This window comes from Capnocytophaga sp. FDAARGOS_737, assembly GCF_009730375.1.
Taxonomy (GTDB): Bacteria; Bacteroidota; Bacteroidia; order Flavobacteriales; family Flavobacteriaceae; genus Capnocytophaga; species Capnocytophaga leadbetteri.
The window spans coordinates 1959644-1983334 of record NZ_CP046316.1; the positions used below are offsets into that span (position 1 = coordinate 1959644).

Consider the following 23691-nt stretch of genomic DNA (forward strand, 5'->3'; position numbering starts at 1 on the left):
ACAGAGAATATTATGAAGAAAATGTTATTACTTTTGGGTAGTGTATTAGCAATAAGCACTGCCTCAGCACAAGCCTTCAGAAAAGGAGATGTGCAATTAAACGGAGGTTTAGGCTTCTCGGATATCAGTGCAATGATTTACGGAGGGGTTGATTTTGGCATCAGCAAGCAAGTATCTTTAGGAGGCGAACTCTTCTACCGCGGTACGAGTAAGGAAGATATAGAATACAGCAATATAGGCATACTATTCACCAGCAACTTCCATTTTGCTCAGTATATACGCGTCCCCTCTAACTTAGACCTTTACGGAGGATTGAGCTTAGGGTACTACAACTGGGCACATACCTCTAAATATCGCTGGTTAAAGCCTTATTACGATTCAGGTGTAGCGCTATGCCTACAGTCTGGTGCTCGTTGGTTCTTCACCCAAAACTTCGGGGTAAATGCAGAATGGTTCTTAGACCACAATTCTTTCGCTGACTTAGGGCTCAAATTAGGGGTTACCTATAAGTTTAAATAACACATTATATAAATTAGAGAATTAGCAAATTAGTGAATGATTACACTCACTAACTTGCTATTTTTTTTGATAGTATATCCTGAAAAGGCTAAGCTCATTCCAGCTATACCGCTCTTCGGTTGCCTCTATAATGCTTTTTAGCGAACTATAGTCTTCTGTTTTGTCAAACAGAGCCGTAAGTTCTGTTATAGCTTGTGCTGAGAGCAACTCTGTTATCAAATCTTCAGGTAGCTTTCCTTGCTCGATGAGTTTTTCTAAATGATTATAGATAGTGCGCTGGGTAAACATACGCGCTTCGGCTATCTCGGCTACACGCTTGCCCTCTTGCCATAAACGCAAAGTCTCATCATAAGTAGTAGGTTTTTCTTGCTTTATGATAGGAGCTTCCTCTGGGGTCGTTTCAACAAATAGCTGTTCTTTCTCAAGTCGCTTTTGGGCGCGTTCTTGTAACTCTATGCGTAGCTCTTGCAGCTTATCATTATGAATACCATCCTTAGTTAGCGGCTTGCCCAAACGTATTAGGCGGGTTATCTGTGACAGCCTAAAAAGGTGCTTCAACACCCCCGATAGGGTATCACTTAGCTGATTAAGCTCTTGGCTAAACTCTTTCACCTTCTTCTGATTGGCAATCTTAGCTTGCACATACAGCACTTCTCCCCATATATCCGATAGTAAAGGACTAAAATAAGGCACCGCTTTCTCTATGCGCTCAAAGATATAGTCAAGGGGAGCCCCACTGCCGAAATAACCCACCAACTGCTTGCTAAACTTCGCAGCTACCTCTGTTACTTCTCTCACCTTGGCGGCTGTCTTATTCGCCCACTCTTTGTACTGACTTTTAGCCCCTATCTCACCCATATAGCTACTACAGTGTTGCGCCCACTCATCTGCTAAAATACGCCAGTCAAAAGTCTGCAGTATCGTCTGTTGCAAGAACTCGCTCTTACCCTCTTCGCAGGCTTGCTGCACTTGACTTTCATCAGCTTTATTCACCGCGTAGTCTATCACCTCCTCATCATTATCAATACCGTTTTGCGCCACCGACGAAAGCAACACCAAACCGTCGAGAGAGCGCAAACGCGAAAAAGCCACATAGGCTTGTCCTGAAGCAAACACGCTACCGAGGTCAAGAGCCGCTTTCTCAAAAGTAAGTCCCTGACTCTTATGTATGGTGATAGCCCACGCCAAACGCAGCGGATACTGGGTAAAAGTACCTAACTTCTCTTCTTCTATATCTTTAGTCGTTTCGTTGAGCCTAAAGCGCAAGTTCTCCCATACATAACGCTCTACATTGATAGGCTGCCCCCCGTCTAACAGCACCTCTACACTGTCCTCTGTTAGCGATAGCACCGTCCCCATTTTGCCATTGAAAAACAGATGCTCGCCCGATGGGTCGTTCTTGATAAACATCACCCTTGCTCCTTCTTTCAGCTGTATCACCTTATCGGTAGGATACAGATAGTCAGGGAAGTCGCCTATTACCTCAGCCTCATAAGCAAACGCTGGTGTGCGAAGCTGCTGCATAGCGTGCTGGTTCATCGTATCGGCTTTGGCATTATGGGTAGTGAGGGTTACGTATTCGCCTTTGCTTTGCTTAGCAAATGCAGGCTTCACATAAGGCTGTAGCAGCTGTAGGTCTTCTTCAGTGAGTTTGTTTTCGCGCAAGTGATTCAATATAGAAACGAATAGCTTATCTGTCTGCCTATATATCGTTTCGAGTTCTACATACAGCAGTGGATACTTGGTAATCACCTCCGATTGAAAGAAGTACATCCCCTTATAATATTGTTTGAGCACCTCCCACTCCTCCTGCTTCACCACAGGGGGTAACTGCATTAGGTCGCCTATAAAAAGCACCTGCACCCCTCCAAAAGGCTCGTGATTGCGGCGTATGAACTGCAACATATAGTCCATCGCATCTAACACATCGGCGCGCAGCATACTCACCTCATCTACGATGAGCAGCTCCATATTCCGAATAAGTTGCTGCTTGTTTTTATGCATTTGGAAGTGTTTGCGCAGCGAAACGCGGTTTTCAAAACGAAGATGCTCATTTACGATAGGCGGTGCTGACTGTGTAGGCAGGAAAGACGCAAAAGGAAGTTGAAAAAGCGAGTGAATAGTAACGCCTCCTGCATTAAGAGCAGCAATACCCGTAGGGGCTGCTACTACCGTATTTTTGTAGGTGGTCGCGATAATCTTGCGTAGGAGAGTAGTTTTGCCGGTACCGGCTTTACCGGTGAGGAATATATTCCGGTTAGTTTGGCTTATAAGGGTGAGTATATATTCGGTCATAAATCATTAGCAATTTCAGTCAGCAGCTTTTTGTTGCAAAGATACAAAATAATTTTGATTTTTTGCCTTAATCTTCCTTATCAGAAAAATTTTCTGTATATACCTTCCCTTTACTTTAGATATAGGAACAATATAGGAACGATATAGGAACGATATAGGATAAGCGAAAAAAAATCGACGAGCTGGCGCAGCCGAGTATGTAACAAATCATAAATATCTAACCTATATACAAAAAAACAGATTTTTTTTCGTGTACACTGACCTTCGCATCTCCCCCTTTGAAGGGGGACGGGGGGATGTTTATCTTTGCTAATGGGCAAATCGACAAATTGGCAAATTGGCAAATCGACAAATCGACAAATTTGCTAATTTTTTTGGTCGCTAATAAAAAAATAATTATCTTTGCCTCTCAAAATAAATTCAATATGAATAAACCCGCTACAGAAGAAAGTTTAGAAATAGTAAAGAAAGTCCTTACCAAATATTTGGAAGACAACGCCCACAGAAAAACCCCTGAGCGTTATGCTATTCTAAAGGAAATTTACGAGTTTAATGACCACTTCGACATAGAGACCCTCTATGTGAATATGAAAAACAAAAAATACAGAGTTAGCCGCGCCACCCTCTATAACACTATGGAGCTGCTACTTGAATGCGGTTTGGTGCGCAAACACCAATTCGGGCAAAACCAAGCCTATTACGAAAAATCTTACTTCGATAAGCAGCACGACCACGTGATTCTTACCGATACAGGCGAAATCGTAGAGTTTTGCGACCCCCGCATACAAACTATTCAGAAAACTATAGAAGACGTGTTCGACATCGATATCACTCACCACTCTCTTTACTTCTACGGAACACGCAGAAAAAAAGAAAACCAAGAAGAGAGTAATACTCACGAAAAATAAGCGTAAAAAATGGCAGTAGATTTATTATTAGGTCTTCAGTGGGGAGACGAAGGTAAAGGAAAAATTGTAGACGTACTCACACAAGGTTATGATATTATAGCGCGCTTTCAAGGAGGCCCTAACGCAGGGCATACCCTTGAGTTCAACGGCATTAAGCACGTGCTACACACCATCCCATCGGGTATCTTCCACCCTACTTCTATCAACATCATAGGCAATGGCGTGGTGATAGACCCTATCATCTTCAAAAAAGAAATTGATGGGCTCGCTCCTTACAATGTGCCCCTCAAAGACAACTTGCTCATCTCGCGCAAGGCACACCTTATCCTGCCTACTCACCGCCTCCTCGATGCCGCTTCCGAAGCCTCTAAAGGGAAAGCCAAAATAGGCTCTACCCTCAAAGGTATAGGCCCTACCTATATGGATAAAACAGGGCGCAACGGCTTGCGCGTAGGCGATATAGAGTTAGACGATTTCGAGGTGCGTTATCGCAACCTTACCGACAAGCACGAAGAGATGCTCGCTAACTATAAAGTAGATATACAATACAACCTAAAGGAATTAGAAGCTGAGTTTTTCGAGGCTGTGAAAGTGCTCAAAGGCTTCCAGCTCATCGACAGCGAAGAGTATCTGTACCAAGCCCTAAAACAAGGAAAGAAAATATTAGCCGAAGGAGCGCAAGGTTCGTTGTTAGACATCGACTTTGGTACTTATCCATTCGTTACCTCGTCTAACACTACCGCTGCTGGTGCTTGTACCGGCTTAGGGGTAGCGCCTCGCAGCATAGGCGAAGTGATAGGCATCTTCAAAGCCTACACCACCCGCGTAGGTAGTGGTCCTTTCCCTACCGAACTCTTTGATGAGGCAGGCGAAACAATGACCCAAGTAGGGCGCGAGTTTGGGGCTACTACCGGTCGTCGTCGTCGTTGTGGCTGGCTCGATTTGGTAGCTCTTAAATATGCCGTACAAGTGAGCGGCGTTACCCAATTGGTAATGATGAAAGCCGACGTACTCAGCGGATTCGATACGCTAAAAGTATGTACTTCATATCTTTATAAAGGAAAGGAAATCAAGCATTTACCTTATAATATAGAAGAGCAAAATGTCACCCCTGTCTATACTGAACTCAAAGGGTGGCATCAAAACCTCACCGATATTAAAGACTATGCACAGCTACCTAAAGAACTGACAGACTATGTAGATTTCTTAGAAAAAGAATTAGAAATACCTATCAAAGTAGTGTCGGTAGGCCCAGATAGAACCCAAACCATCACAAGATAAAACATTAAAAAAGCGTAATAATAAAAAATATTACGCTTTTTTATTTGTTTTTTATTGAAATTGTTGTACATTTGCGGGAGTACAATACTATCGTAAAGCTATGGAAAAGACAGTTAGAAAATTTTTAGACACCATACTCGATACTGCCACTCCCCTAATTGCCACACTCAATAAGGGGGCTGATGATGCACAAGTAGCCGAGTTTGAGCGCGAAATGGGGGTAACTCTACCTCCAGATGTACGCCAATTATACCAGACATTCAACGGACAAAAGAAAGGTAACAACGATGTCTTTTTTATAGATGAATTGCGCTTTCTCCCTCTGAGCGAGATAAAAGAAGCCCAACAGCAGTGGCTACAACATTTAGAGAAAGTACCCAACTGGCAAGACCTCAAGTTTGACGAAGAAGAAGCTATCGATATGTATTGGGATGGGGTGATAAAAAACCAGTTTTACAATCCTAAATGGTTGCCTTTCCTCACCGATGGGGTGCGCTACATCTTCATTGACCTAGACCCCGATAAAAAAGGAATTGTAGGGCAAATAGGCGAGTTAGAACTTTCTGTAGATTCTATAGAAGATTCTTTTATGGATATACTCAACGAGTCTATAAGCGAATGGCTTGAGTCCATTAATGATGATTTAGAAGAGAATCTTATCTATTACGACCCCGATTTGCATTCGTTAGTCGATAGTTTTGTTTTTGATGAAGAGAACGTTATGTCTAATATCTTTGCCCCTACCCCCGACTATGTGTCAGAAGGCGGCTCTAACGTATATAACTATTCTGAAAAAGACCAAAGCGACTTCGTTATTCCAGACCGCAGCTGTGTGTATATGGATGAGATTTGCGAGCATTTCGAGAAGTATATCGGCACAGTAGATAGCGTATTTCACGAAATTGTATCAGAGTATGTGCATATCGATGTGCATTGGATAAAGCCAACGGCTGAGCACCCTTATCACGTGCTTTTCACCACTGGTATGAGCGACTACCCTATGTACCTGCCCGAAGGTTTAGACGACCCTAATAGTTACAGTCACGCCGAGCTAATGGTCTATCTCCCCGCTGACTGGCAAATAAGCGATGAAGCTTTCAAAGATAATGATAATTATTGGCCTGTGTATTTCCTAAAGATGATAGCGCGTTTCCCACATCAGTACAAAACGTGGATGGCCGAGGGGCACACTATCCCTAATGGCGAATACGCTGAGCCTATCGCTAATACCGAGTTTGGTTGCATCTTGCTGATGCCACCTTATCTTTCAGCTCCAGAAGAGTTTCTGAGGTTGGAGACCAAAGATGGTACGCTTATCAATTTCTACGCGCTAATACCTATTTATCCAGAAGAAATGGAGTTAAAATTAGAAGAAGGGGTTGATACGCTTTTAGAGTTGTTAGACGATAACAATATCACTGAAGTAATAGACATTCACCGCAAGAATGTAGCCTTAGAATAAACAACAACTTTAAGCAAAAAAAAGAAACCGATGAGAGCTTGCTCTCATCGGTTTCTTTTTAGTATTTCTGCTAATATTTTCTTAGCCCGCAGCAGGGTTATTTTCACATTGCTCATAGTACTGCTCATCTCTTCGGCTATCTCTTTATAACTCTTCTCTTGCAGATAGCGCAACTGTATAGCCGTTCGGTAAGGGTCTTTCAGCTGCTTAATGCATTTAAGGAGATAGTCAAACTGTTGTTCCATTATCAAGCTATCTTCTATAGTAGGCGACTCATCTGCTATGCGTTTAGATTCTTTTTCTTCTGTATCTAAGTGCAGTATGGGTTCACTCTGCCGCCTAAGTAAGTCGATATGAATATTTTTAGAAATAGTGATAAGCCAAGTGCGAAAAGAGTATTGCTCATCAAACGAACTAATCTTGTCAAAAGCACGAGCAAAAGTCTGCACCGTGATGTCTTCAGCCTCTGCTTCACTACCTACGCGCTTAAGCTGAAAATTATAGACATCTATCCAAAACTCATCAAGCAACCAGCTAAAGGCTCGTTGCTTTCCATTTTTGGCTTCGGCTATTCTCTCTGCGAGTAGGTCAGACATTGGCTAAAAAATAAATTATTTATTACGGCATTCTTGTTCATCAGGCATACGTCCACAAAAGCTACAAGCCTCACCTTCAGGGTTTAAATGAGGATTCTGACTTGCACAAGTACCAGCAAACTTACCTCCTTTCTTACCCCAAATTTTAATAGCCATTCCGCCTACACAGAGCAGCAATATACCAATAGTAATCAATATTAATTTCATAGTGTTTTTATCTTTTGTAAATCATTATTTCAAGTTGAATAGGGTATCTACTGCAGCTACCCTTTCACAAGTAAAACCTTCCGCAAAATCTGTACCAATAAGTCTTCCAAGGTCTCGGGCACGATAGGTTACACTATCTAAGAAGTTGCGGTCAGAGATAGGCGTAGTAGGCTCGTTGCTACTGCTATCGTAAAACTGCGAACTATACGCTAACACAGCATTTACTTTAGCTTCCATAAAACCAGTAATATCCACTACGAAGTCAGGTATTATATTTTTCCATTGTATATAGTGATATACCACCTTAGGTCGCCAAGCACTTTGGGCTTTGCCATCAAGAGTAGTCTCAATACGGCGCAATCCACTAAGGAAGCAAGCATCACTAACAAGTTTGCTACCCTTACCGTGATCAATATGGCGGTCATCTATGGCATTGCAGAGTACTATATCAGGCTGATATTGACGTATCTTTTTGATAATTGCTAACTGATGAGCCTCATCATTCACAAAGAAACCATCTCTAAACTTCAGATTCTCGCGTACTGCTACTCCTAATAGTTCTTTGGCTTTAGTCGCTTCCTGATAGCGTATTTCAGCACTACCTCGAGTGCCGAGTTCACCTTGTGTTAGGTCTATAATACCTACTGTTTTGCCTAAGCTAATTTCCTTAGCAATAGTACCTCCTGCTCCTAATTCCACATCATCAGGATGCGCCCCAAAAGCTAATATATCTAATTTCATATTATTACTTGTTAATTGTTTTTTGTATTTCTTCGGCTATTTTGTCTAACATCTCATATCTATTACGATAGAGTGAACGTTTGCTTGATTTAATTTCTTCTATTGATTTGCGTGGCATTTCAATGGGTAATTTAAACCATCCTTCTTTATCTGGGGTTCCATCAGCTTCTTTCCATAAAGTATCGTAACTAAAACTGAGTTTGTGCAACCATTCTATATGGATAAAATGTTTTTTGTTATGTGCCTGAATTTTACTACCTACACCGTATAAAGTAGTGCACCCTAATTGCCTACTGAGTTCTTGAATAATAAATATCATCAAGGCTTTAGGACGAAGAGCATACATTTGTTTTTGTAGCTCTTTAATTGCATTTTCAGATTCGGTATTTTTATTGCCCTGCACACAACCTATACGGCATACCCAGTCTTCATTTTCTTTATCAATCAGAAACGAAGCTTCACAGATAGCCTCTTGATAACTATCACAATGTAGCGAGACCACTAATTCTCCTTCCTTGCGATAACGGTTGTTATATCCCAAGTAGATTTGACCTTTTTCGTCATTATATTTCATTGTGAACTCAGCTAATTTAACAGGAGTATCCGTTTCTAGCATACGTTTCAGCAGAGGTCGTTGTTTCATAAAAGCATAACAACTCAGTAAGGCATTCATTCGTTGCTGCTTTTTCCATCTTGTAGACATATACACCCTAAAAGGTTTAAAATAGATACGTGGTCGATGCGAAAGCACCCATTTATACTCTTCCGATTGTATCAAGCTAAACCATTTTTTAGCAAAAGGAATATCTAATAAGAGGTGAAAATATATCTTATTAAGCTGTTTCTTTTGGTATTTAACGGTTTCATTAGCAAAGCCACATTCTGTAAGCTTCTTAGCCCTGCAAAATAATTCTTTTATCGTCATTGGTTAGTAAGCATTTTCCTTATCAGTTAGTAATCATCTCTTTATACAATCCTGTTTTCCACCCTTGCTGCTTTATAAAAGTGAGCAGACTATCAAAGCGTGCTATCATCTTTTCTCCTGAATTGCGCATCACATAAGCAGGAAAGTTAAACTCTTTTTGGTGCAAATCTGTAAATTCCCAAGGATGAAAATAGAGTGCCGCATAGCCTATACTTTTCACACTCCTCTTCAATAAAAACCTATATAGCCAAAGAGGTAGATTGTGAAAGGAGAGCCAAAAGAGCGGAAACCTAAACCAACTTACCGCTGCGGGTATCTGCCATAAACCATTTTCGTTAAAAAAACGCTTTGGCACGTGTAGTTTATTATATCTACCAGGTAAAAAAGTAGGATTAACCGATGAATTATATCTATAACCTGCCTTTTTCACTTCTTCAGCACTCACTTCAAGCATTCGGGGCATACGAAGTCCTTCTACAGTAACCCCAAACTGCTGTTCTAACGCCTCTTTTGAACGTTTTAGGTGCTCATTCTCAAAGTCGGAATGGTAGTAAGTATGCGATGCCAACTCGTGTCCCTCTTCTATCAACCTATTGATAAGGTCTGGCACTTGCTGTGCAAATACTACTGTCGAAAAGAAAGTAGCGCGCATTTGGTGCTTTTTGAGTAAATCTAATATAGCAGTAAGCCCCTTGCGCGAAATGGCTATTTGTCGCTCGAAAGCAATGTCGTAGCCGTATTCTTTGGGCATATCAAACTCTTCTATGTCGAAACTTAGGTAAATCATTTTTATAGTTATTAGTTTCCTCTGTAAGTAGAATAACCATACGGAGATAATGTAATCGGAATGTGATAATGTTGATTATCTTTTATCTCAAAAACTACTTCTATAAAGGGATAAAATGTTTTTTGTTTCAACTTTTCAAAATAAGGAGTGATATAAAAAGTGAGTTTATAAACCCCATTATTATTTTTATTAGATTCTTCTTTCAAAAAATCTTTAATTCTTCCATTGTTATCTGTGTATTTCTCATCTATCAATACCCAGTTTTGATTTTCATCTTGCTTAGATAGAGCTATCTTTACATTTGGAGCAGGTTTACCTTGTGAAATATCTAAAATATGACTTGATAATTGATATTTCTCTTGTGCTTGGATAAATGCGCTAAAAAATATTAGCAATATTAGAATCGGATTTCTCATTTTTATGTGTTTTTATTTACAATTTTTCTTCTTGAATGATATAAGCAGGACGTGCTTTGGTTTGCTTGAATATTTTTCCTATATAAATACCTATAATCCCCAAAATGATAAGCTGTAGCCCACCAAAAAAGACAATCGTCATTATTAGTGATGCCCAACCTGATATCTCAGTACCACTGACAAAAGCATATATCACATAGGGTATGTAGAACACCGATAAAGCCGAAAAAGCAAAACCTAAAAACACCGCAAAGTATAAGGGTTTCACGCTAAATGAGGTTACTCCCGTTGTAGCCAAGTGTAGCATCTTCTTTATTGTATATTTGCTTTCTCCAGCAAATCGTGCTTGTGCTGTGTAAGGTATATAGCACTGCTTAAAGCCTACCCAAGGCACTATCCCTCGCAAGAAAGGTTCGTTTTCATTCATCTCTCTGATTACCTTTACTACCTCTTGGTCTAACAACCTAAAATCAGCTGAACCTTCTTTTATTTCGATATCCGAAAGCATATTCAGCAACTTGTAAAAGTGATGCGAACTCTTCCGCTTCTTCTTAGGGGTATCAGGAGGATAAGTACGAAGCGTAGCCACCACTTGGTTGCCCTCTTCCCAACGCTTCACAAGCTCTGGAATAAGAGCAGGAGGGTGCTGCTGGTCGCAGTCCATTGAGATAACAGCATCAGCAAACGAGTGGTCTAACCCCGCCTTTACCGCCAATTGATGACCAAAGTTACGCGAAAATGATAAGTATTTCACTCTTTTGTCCTCTTCTGACAGCTTTTTGAGTACTACGAGCGAATCATCACTGCTACCATCATTTACAAAAAGTAGCGTATAGCTATACGCTGGCAGCTTTTCAGCAAAAACTCCCTTAATAGCCTCGTATAGCGGACGTATATTTTCACTTTCGTTGTAGCAAGGCACTACAATTTCTATTGTTTTCATCATTTTTAAATTCTAAAAAGCACATCTCATACACTATTGCCAACCATATAAGTGCTGGAGGCACTGCCCGCAGCGAATATCTGATAATATAAGGCTCTTTCAAAGGCTTAAATATATCTGTAGGCGACAAAGATGCTAAAATAGCTAATACTAATAAAACAATTTTTAACTTAATAGGCAGCTTACTAACTACAAACCACACTCCAATCCCCACATAAGCAATAACATAAGTACTATTTTCAGTACCTGTGCTAAACAAACACAAGAAAATACTTACTGAAGCTAATAACAGCAGTCTAAAATCCGTATTTTTATACTGTTGAATACGCAAATATGGCAGAGCAAACAGCCCTAAAGCGACTGCCAATATTACTAAATTATTATCGTAGATGCCGGTGCGCTGCAAAAAGCCTAAAAGAGAAAGGTTTTGCAGGTTGTAAGAGGTGGTATTTAGGTTAGAGACGTTTTTTTCGGCTAACGAAACGTACCACTCATAATACTGCGAAACTATATAATCTGGTGATGAATAGAGCATCGGCAAGCAGAAAAGTAGCACTAACCAAGCTATCCCCGACGCTATAAAACGCCATTTATCTTTAGCAAAAAAGAAAAATGCCAATCCTACTACCCCATATAACTTAGTGAGTAGCCCTATTACTATAAATAAGGTTGCCCAATGGCTCTTCCCGCGCTGTATAAACACAAAAGCTCCTACTAAAAGAGCAATAATGCTTATATTGAACTGCTGCATTGCTGCTGCTGTATACATATCGTGTGCCGCGATGAGCAGCACCCCTATAATAGCTGACTTAGGCAGAGGCAATTGCCTGATAGCCCAATACAAGAAAGCTGCATTTGCCATTATCCAAAAACTACAACCCACCCATTTGGGCAATATAGCAAAAGGAGCTATAATAAGGCTAAAGAAAGGACCGTAATGGTTAGTATCAAAATATTCTTCAGGATAAGCTACATACAAAGGTAATTGCTTAAGTGTATGCCAAAATACACCATCAAAAATGAGATAGTTGTTAAACTGCCCTCTTATAAACACATTCTGCACTATCGTAGCCAATGCTAAGCCAAACCATAATACGCTTACAAAACGATAATCAGCAACAATTTTCTTCAGCATCACCTTTCCTTTTTTACTTTTCAATCCATTGTATTACCTCTTCACTCGATGGCAAAGTACGCGGAGCGATAACCTTTTCAAGTCGCCCATCTTTGCCTATAAGATACTTTTGAAAGTTCCATTGCACTTTCGAGTCTTCTACCCCATTCTTTTCTTTCTGAGTGAGGAACTGATACAAAGGGTGCATCTCTTTGCCTTTTACTGATATTTTGCTCATCATCGGAAAGCTCACCCCATAGTTAATACTGCAGAAAGACGCTATCTGCTCATCGCTACCAGGCTCTTGACCCAAAAAATTGTTAGCAGGAAAACCAATAATAACAAAATCCTTGTCTTTATATCGCTCATAGAGAGCTTCCAGCTCTTTGTATTGGGGAGTAAGACCGCATTTCGAAGCAGTATTTACTATCATTACTTTTTTGCCTTTTAGAGTAGATAAATCAAAAGGCTTACCGCTAATATCAGTTACAGTAAACTGATAAATAGTCTGATTGTCAGAAGGTTTCTGAGCTTGTGTAGTTGCTATAGTCATAACTAATAAGATAAAAGTGAAAAAGAGTTGTTTCATAAATGATTTATTAATTTGAGGCAAAGTTACGCAAAATGATTGAACTTTCAATGAAAAAGATTATATTTGCCAAAAAAATAATCACTATGTTTTCAGAAAAAGCCTTTAAAATATTCGAAGAAAGCATCGCACAGTATCACATAGCTGACGATGTGTACCAACCTTTTACCAATCCTTATCCGTCTACCGACTTGCTAAACCACTTGCTTTATCGCAAAAATTGGATTGACACCGTGCAATGGCATTACGAGGATATCATTCGCGACCCGCACATCGACCCAGTAGCGGCTCTCGACCTCAAACGCAAGATTGATGCCTCTAATCAAGACCGCACCGATATGGTGGAGTATATCGACAGTTATTTCTTAGATTTTTACAAGGAAGTAAAACCACTACCTGAAGCCACTATCAACACCGAGAGTCCTGCGTGGGCAGTAGATAGGCTTTCGATTTTAGCGCTCAAAATTTATCATATGCAAGAAGAGGTAAACCGCCCCGATGCCACCCCAGAGCATCGCGCTAAATGCCAAGAGAAACTAAATGTACTGCTCGAACAGAAAAAAGACCTTTCAACGGCTCTCAACCAGCTTTTAGACGATATTGCCGCAGGGCGCAAGTATATGAAAGTCTATAAACAAATGAAGATGTACAATGACGAGGAGTTAAACCCCATACTTAGAGGAAGTAAATAAGAGATAATAAAAACTGCCCCAACTATTCTGGGGCAGTTTTTTATTACTACATTGCCAAATCGGCAAATTGTCAAATCGACAAATTATCTAATGCTTGCTTTTAAGTACTCACGGTTGAGGCGTGCTATATTTTCAAGCGAAATACCTTTAGGGCATTCTACTTCGCAGGCACCAGTATTGGTACAGTTACCAAAACCTTCGTGTTCCATCTGGTTCACCATATTCAGTACGCGTTCAGTAGCCTCTACACGACCTTGAGGAAGGAGAGCAAATTGCGATACTTTAGCAGCCACAAACAGCATAGCCGAAGAGTTTTTACAAGTAGCCACACAAGCACCACAACCTATACAAGCTGCAGCGTCCATAGAGCGGTCAGCATCGCGTTTAGGGATTGGAATAGCGTTAGCATCTTGCGTATTACCCGAAGTATTTACAGAGATATATCCTCCTGCTTGTTGAATACGTTCAAAAGCAGTTCTATCTACCATCAAGTCTTTAATAACAGGGAAAGCAGTAGCGCGCCAAGGTTCGATAGTGATAGTATCACCATCTTTAAACATACGCATATGCAACTGACAAGTAGTTACCCCACGGTCAGGTCCGTGGGCTTCACCGTTGATGAAGAGAGAGCACATACCACAGATACCTTCGCGGCAATCGTGGTCAAAAGCCACAGGTTCTTCACCTTGTTCGATGAGTTGCTCATTGAGTACATCCAACATTTCCAAAAAAGACATATGGTCTGAAATGTTGGTTACTTTATAATCTACCATACGACCTTTCTCTTGCGAGTTTTTTTGTCGCCACACTTTTAGTGTTAGGTTCATTGTTGCCATATCTTTCTATTTATAACTACGTTGTTTTAGTTCAATATCTTTAAATACAAGAGGTTCTTTATGCATAATCTCCTCACTTGGGTTGTAAGTATTCACTACCTCTTTAGGGTTACCAGTATACTGCCAAGCGGCTACATAAGCATAGTTTACGTCATCACGAAGAGCTTCCCCATCAGGTGTTTGATACTCTTCACGGAAGTGACCTCCACAAGACTCGTTACGCTCTAAAGCGTCTTTAGCAAATAGCTCACCAAGTTCAAGGAAGTCAGCCACACGTCCTGCTTTTTCAAGCTCTACGTTCATACCGGTTAGCTCTCCTGGTACTTTTACATTCTTCCAGAAGTCTTCGCGTATTTCGCGTATTTCTTTGATAGCCTCTTTCAAGCCCTCAGCATTACGCGCCATACCTACTTTATCCCACATCACTTTACCAAGTTTTTTGTGGAAGTAGTCTACAGAGTGCGTACCTTTATTGTTGATGAAGTAAGCCAAACGCTCTTTTACTATGCGCTCTGCCTCATCAAACTCAGGAGTATCAGTAGGTATTTTACCAGTACGAATATCAGCAGCCAAGTAGTCACCAATAGTATAAGGCAATACAAAGTAACCATCAGCCAAACCTTGCATCAAAGCAGAAGCCCCTAAACGGTTAGCGCCGTGGTCTGAGAAGTTAGCCTCACCGATAGCATAACAACCAGGGATAGTAGTCATCAAGTTGTAATCTACCCAAATACCTCCCATAGTGTAGTGGGTTGCAGGGTAAATCATCATTGGCGTTTTATATGGGTTTTCAGCTACGATTTTTTCGTACATTTGGAAAAGGTTACCATACTTAGCCTCTACTATCTTCTCACCGCGTTTGATAATTTCCTCTTTGCTAGGGTTTTCTACACCGTGAATTTTACATTGTTCTTTACCATAACGCTCAATAGCCGAAGCAAAGTCAAGGTATACTGCCTCACCAGTTTCATTTACCCCATAGCCCGCATCGCAACGCTCTTTAGCAGCACGCGAAGCCACGTCACGAGGCACAAGGTTACCAAACGCAGGATAACGACGCTCTAAGTAGTAGTCGCGGTCTGCTTCAGGTATATCAGTAGGTTTTTTGCGTTTTTCGCGTATCGCTACTGCATCTTCCATTTTCTTAGGCACCCAAATACGTCCGTCATTACGTAGTGACTCCGACATCAATGTCAATTTAGACTGATAGTCACCTGAACGAGGAATACAAGTAGGGTGAATTTGAGTAAAGCAAGGGTTTGCAAAGTAAGCCCCTTTCTTGTGTATTTTCCAAGCAGCAGTTGCGTTAGAACCCATTGCATTGGTCGAAAGGAAGTACACGTTACCATAACCACCAGAGGCGATAACCACTGCGTGAGCTGAGTGACGCTCAATCTCACCTGTTACCAAGTTACGAGCAATGATACCACGCGCTTTGCCGTCTACTATTACCACATCTAGCATTTCGTGGCGGTTGTACATATCAATCTTACCACGAGCAATTTGGCGGTTCATAGCCGAATAGCAACCAAGCAAAAGCTGTTGTCCTGTCTGACCTTTAGCGTAGAAAGTACGCGATACCAACACCCCACCAAAAGAGCGGTTATCAAGTAGCCCGCCGTAGTCACGTGCAAAAGGCACCCCTTGAGCCACACACTGGTCAATGATGTTGCCAGATACTTCAGCAAGGCGATACACGTTAGCCTCACGAGCGCGGTAGTCACCACCTTTCACTGTATCGTAAAACAAGCGATAGTTCGAGTCGCCATCACCCATATAGTTTTTAGCGGCGTTGATACCCCCCTGAGCAGCGATAGAGTGCGCACGGCGTGGAGAATCTTGATAAGCAAACGCTTTTACGTTATAACCCAATTCAGCGAGGGTAGCAGCTGCCGAACCTCCAGCCAAACCAGTACCTACCACTATCACATCTATATTACGCTTATTAGCGGGGTTCACTAGGTTGATATGGTCTTTATATTTCGTCCATTTGTCCGCTATAGGACCTTCAGGAATTTTAGAATCTAATGTACTCATAAAATTAAGCTGTTAAAAATTTAATGTAATGGAAGAGAGCTATAAAAATAAAGCCCCCACAGATAATGTAAGAATACCAATTACCTACTTGGCTAATCAGTTTTTTGCGCGCATTGTCCTTCCAACCCATTGATTGAAAAGCTGACTGAAAGCCGTGTAGCAAGTGTAAGCACAAAAATACAAAGCAAAGCACATACATACCCACACGTAAAGGTTCGTGAAATTTCTCTATTAACTCGTGATAGTAACGTGTAGGGTTGGGCTCGTTGAACTGTATGTATTTGTAGTTCATTTCGCCTACCCAAAAATCCCATAAGTGAAGACCTAAAAACAGAAGAATCATCACTCCAGTAATAATCATATTGCGCGACATCCAAGAAGAGTTAGCTCCCCCGTTGTAGGCGTAATACTTTTCGCTACCGCGAGCCCTTTTGTTTTGTATTTCGAGCACAAATCCCATCACAAAGTGGAAAATAACCCCAGCGAGTAGTACCGGCTGCATAGCAAATTGTATCAGCGGATTGGTACCCATAAAGTGGGATAGCTCGTTAAAAGTATTCTCACTAATCACTGAGGTAAGGTTTACCGCCAAGTGTATGATTAGAAAGAGAATGAGAAAGAGTGCCGAGAGCGCCATCGCCACCTTTCGTGCCACAGATGTTTTAAATAATCCTGCCATTCGTTTTATAGTTTTTAATAATATATTACGTTAAAAATTCGCTACAAAAGTACAGCTATTTACAATTATATGCAACAAAAAAAGCTACTTCTTATGTAATTTATACTCTGTTTAAAAAAGAAGAATGTATTAACAGTTGAATGTTAGGCATTAAGAAAAATTTAAGACTTTTCTCTCCTTCCTCTCTCTCCGAACAATGTGTATACGATGAGTATAGGATGAGCGAACAATAACCCTTCAAAACTTGCACAATCTCCAAAAAAACATTACTTTTGCCCCAATTTTGGAACGGAAATTGCTAACTATCAAAAAGGTAACAACAAAATCATTAAAAACACTACAGAAAATGAAAAGAATTTTATTAATACTAATCGCCCTTATTACAGGCGGATTACAAGCTCAAAATCAAGTAGATAAGGCTAAAAAACTCCTCGATGAGGTATATGCTAAAATGTCGGCTTATAATAACATCTACATCGATTTTAAGTACAATCTTGATAATTTAGTTGAGAATATCAATCAGGAAACCAAAGGGAATGTCACTATCGCCAAAGATAAGTACGTACTCAATTATCTTGGGGCTACTAAAATGTATGACGGAAACAAGACTTATACCGTAGTACCTGAAAACGAAGAAGTTACTATCGAAAAAAACGCTACTGACGACAGTGCCATTACCCCCTCTAAAATGCTTACCTTCTACAAAAAAGGTTATAAGTACAAATGGGATATACAGCAAAACGTACGTGGTCGAAAAATACAATATGTAGAACTTAAGCCTCAAAAAGCTAATACTGAGGTGAAACAAATACTGCTTGGTATTGATATACAGACCAAACACATCTATAATCTTATCGAAATAGGCAAAAATGGTACAAGAACCACCATTACAGTCAATACTTTCAAGACTAACCAGCCTCTTTCTGACAATATTTTCAAATTCGACCGCGAAAAATACAAAAAAGACGGCTATACTATCTCTGAACTCTAATGTTTACCCACGCAAATGAAAATATTAGACCGCTATATACTCACGCAGTTTCTCACTAACTTTCTGGGGGCGCTCTCCATTCTCGTTCTCATATTCGTATTTCACACCATTTTCACTTACATCGATGAGTTAGCAGGACGTGGATTAGAGTTGTGGATTATCGGTAAATTCCTCATTTACTTCATTCCACAGCTTATACCTATTATTATGCCCTTGGCGGTGGTTATCTCGTCTATTATGACCTTTGGTGCTTTTGCCGAAAACTACGAGTTTGCCGCGATGAAAGCCTCTGGCATCTCACTAATGCGTGTGATGCTTCCACTGATTGTCCTAATGGCACTGCTGAGTATAGGCACTTTTTTCTTAGCAAACAATGTGATACCAGTTGCCTATCGCGAAGTATATACGCTTAGGTCTAATATAGCTAAGGTGAAGCCAGCAATGGCTATTTCAGAAGGCGTATTTTCTAACATAGGTGAAGATATAAGTATCAAAGTAGCTAAGAAGAGCGGAGATAACGATCAGTTTCTACATAATGTCCTCATCCATAAGAAAACCCCTGACAGAGTGAATCGTACGGTTATTTTTGCCAAAAAAGGGGAACTTAAAACTGCTAAAACTAACAGCAACTTCTTACAGCTTATTTTAGAAGACGGTACTTATTACGAAGATATTAAGACGAATAGCTACGAAGCCCAAGAGCGATTGCCTTTTGCAAAGGTACATTTTCAGAAGTACATCATCAACCTCGACCTTTCGCACCTGAATAATGTAGATTTCAACGAGAAAACCGATGCTACTACCTACAGAATGATGAATGTCGGTCAGTTAGGCTATGCCATCGACTCTCTCCGCACTGATTTCAAACAAAACATCACCGATTATGGCAACAATATGTTTCGCCGTACAGGTTTTTATATAGCGCCATCATCTGCTGAAGAGACAAAGACTACCCAACCTAAGACGAAAACACAAGAGGTCACTTCTATTTCGCAGTTGCTTAATGCTTTTCCTAACGACAAGAAGCTAATGCTTCTCGAAATGGCGATGAACAATAACCAAACACAACTCGACAATGTAGAGTACCGCCAAAACGATTTAGAATACCGCTACAAACTGATGAACCTGCACATACTAAACCTAAGTGATAAGTTTGCCCTTACGGTAGCTTGTTTTGTACTTTTCTTTGTAGCGGCACCATTAGGAGCTTTCATACGCAAGGGGGGTATTGGCTTACCTTTAGTTGTAGCGATGATAGTATTTTTGGCCTATTATTTTATAGGAATGTTTATGAAGAATATAGCCGAAAACAACACTATCAATCCTGCTTTAGCCCCTTGGATACCTGCCCTGATACTTTTACCTTTCGGGGTATATCTAACCACTCGGGTTACTACCGACAAAGAGGTATTCCACTTTCCATTTACCAATAAAATATTACGGTTCGTAGAAGACAAAATAAAACAACTAAAAAGTAAAAAGACAGCCTAAAAAGCTGTCTTTTTTACTTTGTAGTTGTTCCTATTATTTTATATCATTTTAGCCTCTTGGTTAAAAGAGAAACCGTTAAGTAGGTCAGTTGTTTTCATTCTCTTCTTAGCAGGCAATTGTAGTTCCAGTAATTCAATAAAGCCGTCTTTCACAGCTACAAGCAGCTGTTTTTTCTCTACAATTACTTTCCCTATAGCTTCATTATGAACAGCAGGTTTGTATAGTGCATCATATATTTTGATAGCAATAGTTTCTCCTTGTTGCTGCAGATTTCCCCACGCAGTAGGATACGGACTCATACCGCGTATCAATCGTTCAATAGCGATACCCTCTGCTTGCCAATTTACTAAGCAAGTCTCCTTATATATCTTAGGAGCCTCAGCGTAGGTTACCTCTTTATTTTGAGCTTGTATGCTATAAGTGCCTGCTACTATACTATCTACTGTTTGGAGTACGAGGGCAGCTCCTTGCTCCATTAGTTTATCGTGGAGGCTACCTGCTGTTTCGTGTGCTTCGATAGGAGTAACGGCTTGTTGTATAATAGCCCCCGTATCGATTTTTTCATCAATAAAGAAAGTAGTAACACCCGTCTGCTTTTCACCATTAATAATAGCCCAATTAATAGGAGCAGCCCCACGATAATTAGGCAGTAATGAAGCGTGCAGATTAAAAGTTCCATACTTAGGCAAACGCCATACAACTTCTGGCAGCATTCTAAAAGCTACTACTATTTGCAGATCTGGCTTAAGTGCCCTCAACTGATTTAGAAAATCTTCATCTTTCAGTTTAACAGGTTGTAGGACCGGTATACCTTTACTTTCTGCGTATTGTTTTACGGGGGAAGCATGCAATTTCTGTCCGCGCCCTGCTGGCTTATCGGCTACAGTCACTACCCCCACCACATTATAGTTATTTTCTACTAAACTTTTAAGGGATGCCAATGCAAAATCGGGCGTTCCCATAAATACAATTCTCATCGTTATTAATCTTATTTCGGCAAAGATACTAAATATCCTACTATCAGCAATAAAAAAACTTTGCTAAAGTAAAACCTTAGCAAAGTCTTATATAGTAACTTGTGATTATACATTATAATTTATAGGTAATACCAGCTTTAAACTCACCTCCTGTTAAGCCTATAGCACCAAGAACTACTTCTGCATTCACACCGAATTTATTATTAAAAAAGTATCGTGCTCCTGTTTGTAAGTTACAACCTGGTTGAGAATAGCTCGTTCCTACATAGTCACTTGAACTTGAAGCTACAAAATAACCTAAACTCAAACCTGCATATACACCTACTTGAGAAGGTAATTCAAATAAACGGTTGAAGTGATAGTTCCCATTAGCAAAGACACCAAAAATAGAATGATTAAAATAAGTAGTACTATAAGAACGGAATGAAAGCTCACCTCCTACGGTAATGTCATCAGCGATACCATAGTCAGCTCCTACCGTTATAGGTACTCCCCAACCTGAAAAACCTAATTTAGCGTTTAATTGCAACGCACCTTTGTCTAATGTAGCTTGTGCTGAAGCAGTTGCTACAGTAAGAAGCAATCCTGCTAGAAGTAAAATTTTCTTCATTTTTTATATTTATTATATCATTAATTTGGGCAAAGGTAATACTAAAAAAAATAACAAGCAAAAAAAGAGACACATATTTGATATGTATCTCTTTTTTTCGTTTAACTTAAGTCTTTTATTTTTGTTTCAAAGGCGAACCTTCGTGCACGATATAATTGAGTTTCAAGGCATTGATGTCTTGCAATTTCTCACGTATATCACTTACAAGCCCCATATTAGTATCACCATCTACTTTTAGAGCTGTGATAAACACATCGCGTAGTCCTTCACGCAAACCTTCTCTATAGTTAAGAATGTAATGGCTTACTTCAGATACGTCAATAAATTTATCATTTACTTGTATTTTTGCATTAGCACCAAATTTAGACTGATATTTAGGCAGTGGTTTACCAGCGTATATATATACCACTGGGTCTTTTTTGTCTAACTTTTGTACTTGGTCTGCTACAGGCAGCTTGTTCTGTACCATCAAATCACTATCTTTTGATTCTGTTACTGTCATAAAGAAAAACAAAAGCATAAAGATGATGTCAGGTAAAGATGCTGTAGATACGGCGGGTACTTCACCACTTTTCTTTTTTGTAAATTTTGACATACTTCTATATTTTAGTGTTTCTTAGGTGCAGTTTCAAGCAATTTCCTTGGGAAAAGCTCCTGCAATTTTAATATTTTAGGTTCTAACGCTTCTTTACGCGCTTTAGAAGTACGAGCTGCGTTAAATTCCTCTTCTATTTGTTCGTATGGCACCTCGTTAGGGAACAAGCGCAAACGTTCACGCTCTCTCAACTCATTATAAGCTTTGATGAGCTCATTTTGCACCGCTATATACGTTTTATACGATGTTTCGCGGTCGTTGCGCAATGAGATAATTGCTTTATCAGGATTGTCTGATGATAGTGGATCTCTTTTCCCTTTACAGTGTGCACAAGTACCATCGCCATTATTATCCAAAAACTCAAGAGCTGTGGTTTTTACATCCTTAAGTTCCTTAATTTGGTTATTGATAAGCAACTGGTTATTCTTGTTCACTATCACTACCAATACGTTTTTCTCCTTTACTATTGGTGGTGGTGGTGCATCCGCTGGCTGTTTAGGAGGTAATTTTACAGTGATTCCTGAGTTGCTTTCAATAGTAGTTGTTACCAAGAAGAAAATCAAGAGCAGGAAGGCAATATCTGCCATTGAACCTGCATTTACCTCAGGTATTGAACGTCTTGCCATAATTTTTTATCTCATTAGTGCTTTTTTTACATTAGAGGCTACTAGAGCTGCAATAGCTCCTGCTACTAATATATACAAAGCGATTAAACCTGTGCTTGTCCATTTTCTTACTGAGTCACTCGCTTTTTTCACCTCTTCGCTTGCGTTAGCTTCTACATCTCCTGAAGAGAACACATAAGCTACAATAAGGATTAGTACAAAAGCTCCAGTATAGATAAGCGTTTTCTTAAGTGCTTTAGGCGAAGCTAAGATATTTTGTGCTGCCGAGAATATTACTGCTGCCAATGCAATGGCTAACAGTATGTAGGTAAGCACAAATAGAGCTTGCATAGTGCCATTGTTAGGGTCAGCTGAATTGTCTGAAAGTGAAAGTGCTATCCAGAGAATCACACCAATGACTCCTAAACCAAGTGCTGCATATTTAGCTATTTTATACATACTTCAAAGTTCTTTAAATGGGTGAGTGAAATTATTTTATTTTTCTTGCTACTAATAGGTCTATCAATGAGATAGAAGCATCTTCCATATCGTTTACGATAGCATCAATCTTAGCGATAATGTAGTTGTAGAACACCTGTAGTATCATCGCTACTATCAAACCAAATACGGTAGTAAGCAAGGCCACCTTAATATCACCAGCAATCAAAGAAGCATCAAGACCACCTGCTGTACTAATTTTGTCGAACGCTTCAATCATACCAATTACGGTACCCATAAACCCTAACATCGGTGCGATAGCAATAAAGAGCGAAATCCAAGACACGTTCTTTTCTAACTGACCCATTTGTACACCTCCGTAAGATACTACTGATTTTTCAACCATATCAATACCTTCTGATGAGCGGTCAAGACCTTGATAGAAAATAGAGGCAACAGGCCCTTTAGTATCGCGGCATACTTCTTTAGCTGCTTCTATACCTTTGCTGTCTAAGGCACTTTCTATATCGGCAATAAGTTTCTTAGAATTGGTAGTTGCCATATTGAGGTAGATAATCCTTTCGATAGCTACTGCCAAACCGATAATTAAGCAAAGAAGGATTGGTGCCATATACATTGGCCCCCCCTCGATGAAACGCTCTTTAAACACTTGGTGGAAGCCTTTAGACTGTTGTGCTACTTCTTCCACTTCTTGAGCACTAACCATTGCCACGTTTAAAATTAACATTGCTACAAGAAGTAGCTTAGATGACATTTTTTTCATTTGTTTGATTTTTTAAATTGTTAGTTAATAATTTAATGTTTAATAAATTTGTATTCTATCGAGAAGCAGAGAGGAAGGGATTCGAACCCTCGATACACTTTTGGCGCATATACACTTTCCAGGCGTACTCCTTCAACCACTCGGACACCTCTCTATTTCCGAATGCCAAAGTA

The 23691-nt window shown here is 40.0% G+C and carries 26 protein-coding genes and 1 tRNA gene; 7 read left to right on the plus strand and 20 right to left on the minus strand.

Translation table 11 applies throughout. From position 1 onward, the window contains the following. The first annotated feature begins 12 nt into the window (after positions 1–12). On the plus strand, positions 13–519 hold the full coding sequence (locus FOC45_RS08595) for an outer membrane beta-barrel protein (protein ID WP_009388702.1): 507 nt from the start codon (positions 13–15) through the stop codon (positions 517–519). A gap of 57 nt (positions 520–576) precedes the next feature. On the opposite strand, the gene FOC45_RS08600 is transcribed toward FOC45_RS08595, so the two are convergent. Next, positions 577–2814 (minus strand): helix-turn-helix domain-containing protein, encoded by a 2238-nt coding sequence (locus FOC45_RS08600; protein WP_009388703.1) that lies wholly within the window; start codon positions 2812–2814, stop codon positions 577–579. Between the two features lie 425 nt (positions 2815–3239). Between FOC45_RS08600 and FOC45_RS08605 the strand changes: the two genes are divergently transcribed. The 3 genes from FOC45_RS08605 (at position 3240) to FOC45_RS08615 (ending at position 6465) form a co-directional block, all read left to right on the plus strand. After that, positions 3240–3722: a Fur family transcriptional regulator gene (locus FOC45_RS08605; protein WP_034539532.1), complete on the plus strand. Its 483-nt coding sequence runs from the start codon at positions 3240–3242 to the stop codon at positions 3720–3722. Positions 3723–3731: 9 nt separating this feature from the next. Next, complete coding sequence (locus FOC45_RS08610; protein ID WP_009388705.1) at positions 3732–5003, plus strand: adenylosuccinate synthase; 1272 nt, start codon at positions 3732–3734, stop codon at positions 5001–5003. Positions 5004–5103: 100 nt separating this feature from the next. Continuing rightward, positions 5104–6465: a suppressor of fused domain protein gene (locus FOC45_RS08615; RefSeq protein ID WP_009388706.1), complete on the plus strand. Its 1362-nt coding sequence runs from the start codon at positions 5104–5106 to the stop codon at positions 6463–6465. A gap of 44 nt (positions 6466–6509) precedes the next feature. Here the strand turns inward: FOC45_RS08615 and FOC45_RS08620 are convergent, their stop codons facing one another. From FOC45_RS08620 to FOC45_RS08660, 9 genes are read right to left on the minus strand one after another with little or no spacing between them, the layout of a single operon-like run. Next, positions 6510–7061: an RNA polymerase sigma factor gene (locus tag FOC45_RS08620; protein ID WP_009388708.1), complete on the minus strand. Its 552-nt coding sequence runs from the start codon at positions 7059–7061 to the stop codon at positions 6510–6512. Positions 7062–7076: 15 nt separating this feature from the next. Further along, positions 7077–7268: a hypothetical protein gene (locus FOC45_RS08625; protein WP_009388710.1), complete on the minus strand. Its 192-nt coding sequence runs from the start codon at positions 7266–7268 to the stop codon at positions 7077–7079. A gap of 24 nt (positions 7269–7292) precedes the next feature. Beyond that, positions 7293–8009, minus strand: coding sequence for a bacillithiol biosynthesis deacetylase BshB1 (gene bshB1 / locus FOC45_RS08630; protein WP_009388715.1), 717 nt, complete (start codon positions 8007–8009; stop codon positions 7293–7295). A gap of 4 nt (positions 8010–8013) precedes the next feature. Further along, positions 8014–8934: a DUF535 family protein gene (locus tag FOC45_RS08635; RefSeq protein WP_009388716.1), complete on the minus strand. Its 921-nt coding sequence runs from the start codon at positions 8932–8934 to the stop codon at positions 8014–8016. Positions 8935–8956: 22 nt separating this feature from the next. Further along, on the minus strand, positions 8957–9721 hold the full coding sequence (locus FOC45_RS08640; protein WP_009388717.1) for a polysaccharide deacetylase family protein: 765 nt from the start codon (positions 9719–9721) through the stop codon (positions 8957–8959). An 11-nt stretch (positions 9722–9732) separates the two neighbouring features. Next, positions 9733–10137 (minus strand): hydroxyisourate hydrolase, encoded by a 405-nt coding sequence (gene uraH / locus FOC45_RS08645; protein WP_009388723.1) that lies wholly within the window; start codon positions 10135–10137, stop codon positions 9733–9735. Positions 10138–10153: 16 nt separating this feature from the next. After that, positions 10154–11080, minus strand: a complete 927-nt coding sequence (locus tag FOC45_RS08650) for a glycosyltransferase family 2 protein (RefSeq protein WP_034539520.1) — start codon at positions 11078–11080, stop codon at positions 10154–10156. Next, a complete protein-coding gene (locus tag FOC45_RS08655) occupies positions 11037–12215 on the minus strand; it encodes a glycosyltransferase family 87 protein (protein ID WP_034539534.1) in 1179 nt (392 codons plus the stop codon). Before FOC45_RS08655 ends, FOC45_RS08650 begins: the two co-directional genes overlap by 44 nt. A gap of 13 nt (positions 12216–12228) precedes the next feature. Next, complete coding sequence (locus tag FOC45_RS08660; protein WP_009388728.1) at positions 12229–12783, minus strand: glutathione peroxidase; 555 nt, start codon at positions 12781–12783, stop codon at positions 12229–12231. A gap of 86 nt (positions 12784–12869) precedes the next feature. Between FOC45_RS08660 and FOC45_RS08665 the strand changes: the two genes are divergently transcribed. After that, positions 12870–13475, plus strand: coding sequence for a DUF4254 domain-containing protein (locus FOC45_RS08665; protein WP_034539536.1), 606 nt, complete (start codon positions 12870–12872; stop codon positions 13473–13475). 83 nt (positions 13476–13558) lie between these two features. Here FOC45_RS08665 and FOC45_RS08670 read toward each other — a convergent pair whose 3' ends face one another. Genes FOC45_RS08670 through FOC45_RS08680 form a run of 3 tightly spaced genes read right to left on the minus strand, consistent with a single transcriptional unit; the run spans position 13559 to position 17027 of the window. Next, the gene (locus FOC45_RS08670) at positions 13559–14311 is read right to left on the minus strand and encodes a succinate dehydrogenase/fumarate reductase iron-sulfur subunit (protein WP_009388732.1); all 753 of its coding nucleotides are present in this window, start codon (positions 14309–14311) and stop codon (positions 13559–13561) included. 6 nt (positions 14312–14317) lie between these two features. Next, entirely contained in the window at positions 14318–16348 is a 2031-nt protein-coding gene (locus tag FOC45_RS08675; RefSeq protein WP_009388734.1) for a fumarate reductase/succinate dehydrogenase flavoprotein subunit, read from the minus strand. Positions 16349–16352: 4 nt separating this feature from the next. After that, positions 16353–17027, minus strand: coding sequence for a succinate dehydrogenase cytochrome b subunit (locus FOC45_RS08680; RefSeq protein WP_009388735.1), 675 nt, complete (start codon positions 17025–17027; stop codon positions 16353–16355). Positions 17028–17373: 346 nt separating this feature from the next. Between FOC45_RS08680 and FOC45_RS08685 the strand changes: the two genes are divergently transcribed. Then, complete coding sequence (locus FOC45_RS08685) at positions 17374–18018, plus strand: outer membrane lipoprotein carrier protein LolA (RefSeq protein WP_034539538.1); 645 nt, start codon at positions 17374–17376, stop codon at positions 18016–18018. 15 nt (positions 18019–18033) lie between these two features. Then, on the plus strand, positions 18034–19509 hold the full coding sequence (locus tag FOC45_RS08690; RefSeq protein ID WP_009388737.1) for an LptF/LptG family permease: 1476 nt from the start codon (positions 18034–18036) through the stop codon (positions 19507–19509). Positions 19510–19547: 38 nt separating this feature from the next. Here FOC45_RS08690 and fmt read toward each other — a convergent pair whose 3' ends face one another. From fmt to FOC45_RS08725, 7 genes are all read right to left on the minus strand, one after another. Further along, the gene (gene fmt / locus FOC45_RS08695) at positions 19548–20486 is read right to left on the minus strand and encodes a methionyl-tRNA formyltransferase (protein WP_009388738.1); all 939 of its coding nucleotides are present in this window, start codon (positions 20484–20486) and stop codon (positions 19548–19550) included. A gap of 112 nt (positions 20487–20598) precedes the next feature. Continuing rightward, positions 20599–21096, minus strand: a complete 498-nt coding sequence (locus FOC45_RS08700) for an outer membrane beta-barrel protein (RefSeq protein ID WP_009388739.1) — start codon at positions 21094–21096, stop codon at positions 20599–20601. Positions 21097–21211: 115 nt separating this feature from the next. Then, positions 21212–21691 carry a biopolymer transporter ExbD gene (locus FOC45_RS08705; protein WP_009388740.1) on the minus strand — a complete coding sequence of 160 codons (480 nt, stop codon included), beginning with the start codon at positions 21689–21691 and terminating at the stop codon, positions 21212–21214. A gap of 11 nt (positions 21692–21702) precedes the next feature. Beyond that, entirely contained in the window at positions 21703–22317 is a 615-nt protein-coding gene (locus tag FOC45_RS08710; protein ID WP_009388741.1) for a biopolymer transporter ExbD, read from the minus strand. 6 nt (positions 22318–22323) lie between these two features. Then, positions 22324–22755 (minus strand): membrane protein, encoded by a 432-nt coding sequence (locus FOC45_RS08715; RefSeq protein WP_009388742.1) that lies wholly within the window; start codon positions 22753–22755, stop codon positions 22324–22326. Positions 22756–22786: 31 nt separating this feature from the next. Beyond that, positions 22787–23518: a MotA/TolQ/ExbB proton channel family protein gene (locus tag FOC45_RS08720; protein WP_009388743.1), complete on the minus strand. Its 732-nt coding sequence runs from the start codon at positions 23516–23518 to the stop codon at positions 22787–22789. 66 nt (positions 23519–23584) lie between these two features. After that, positions 23585–23672: transfer RNA gene (locus FOC45_RS08725), tRNA-Ser, on the minus strand. Between the last annotated feature and the right edge of the window lie 19 nt (positions 23673–23691).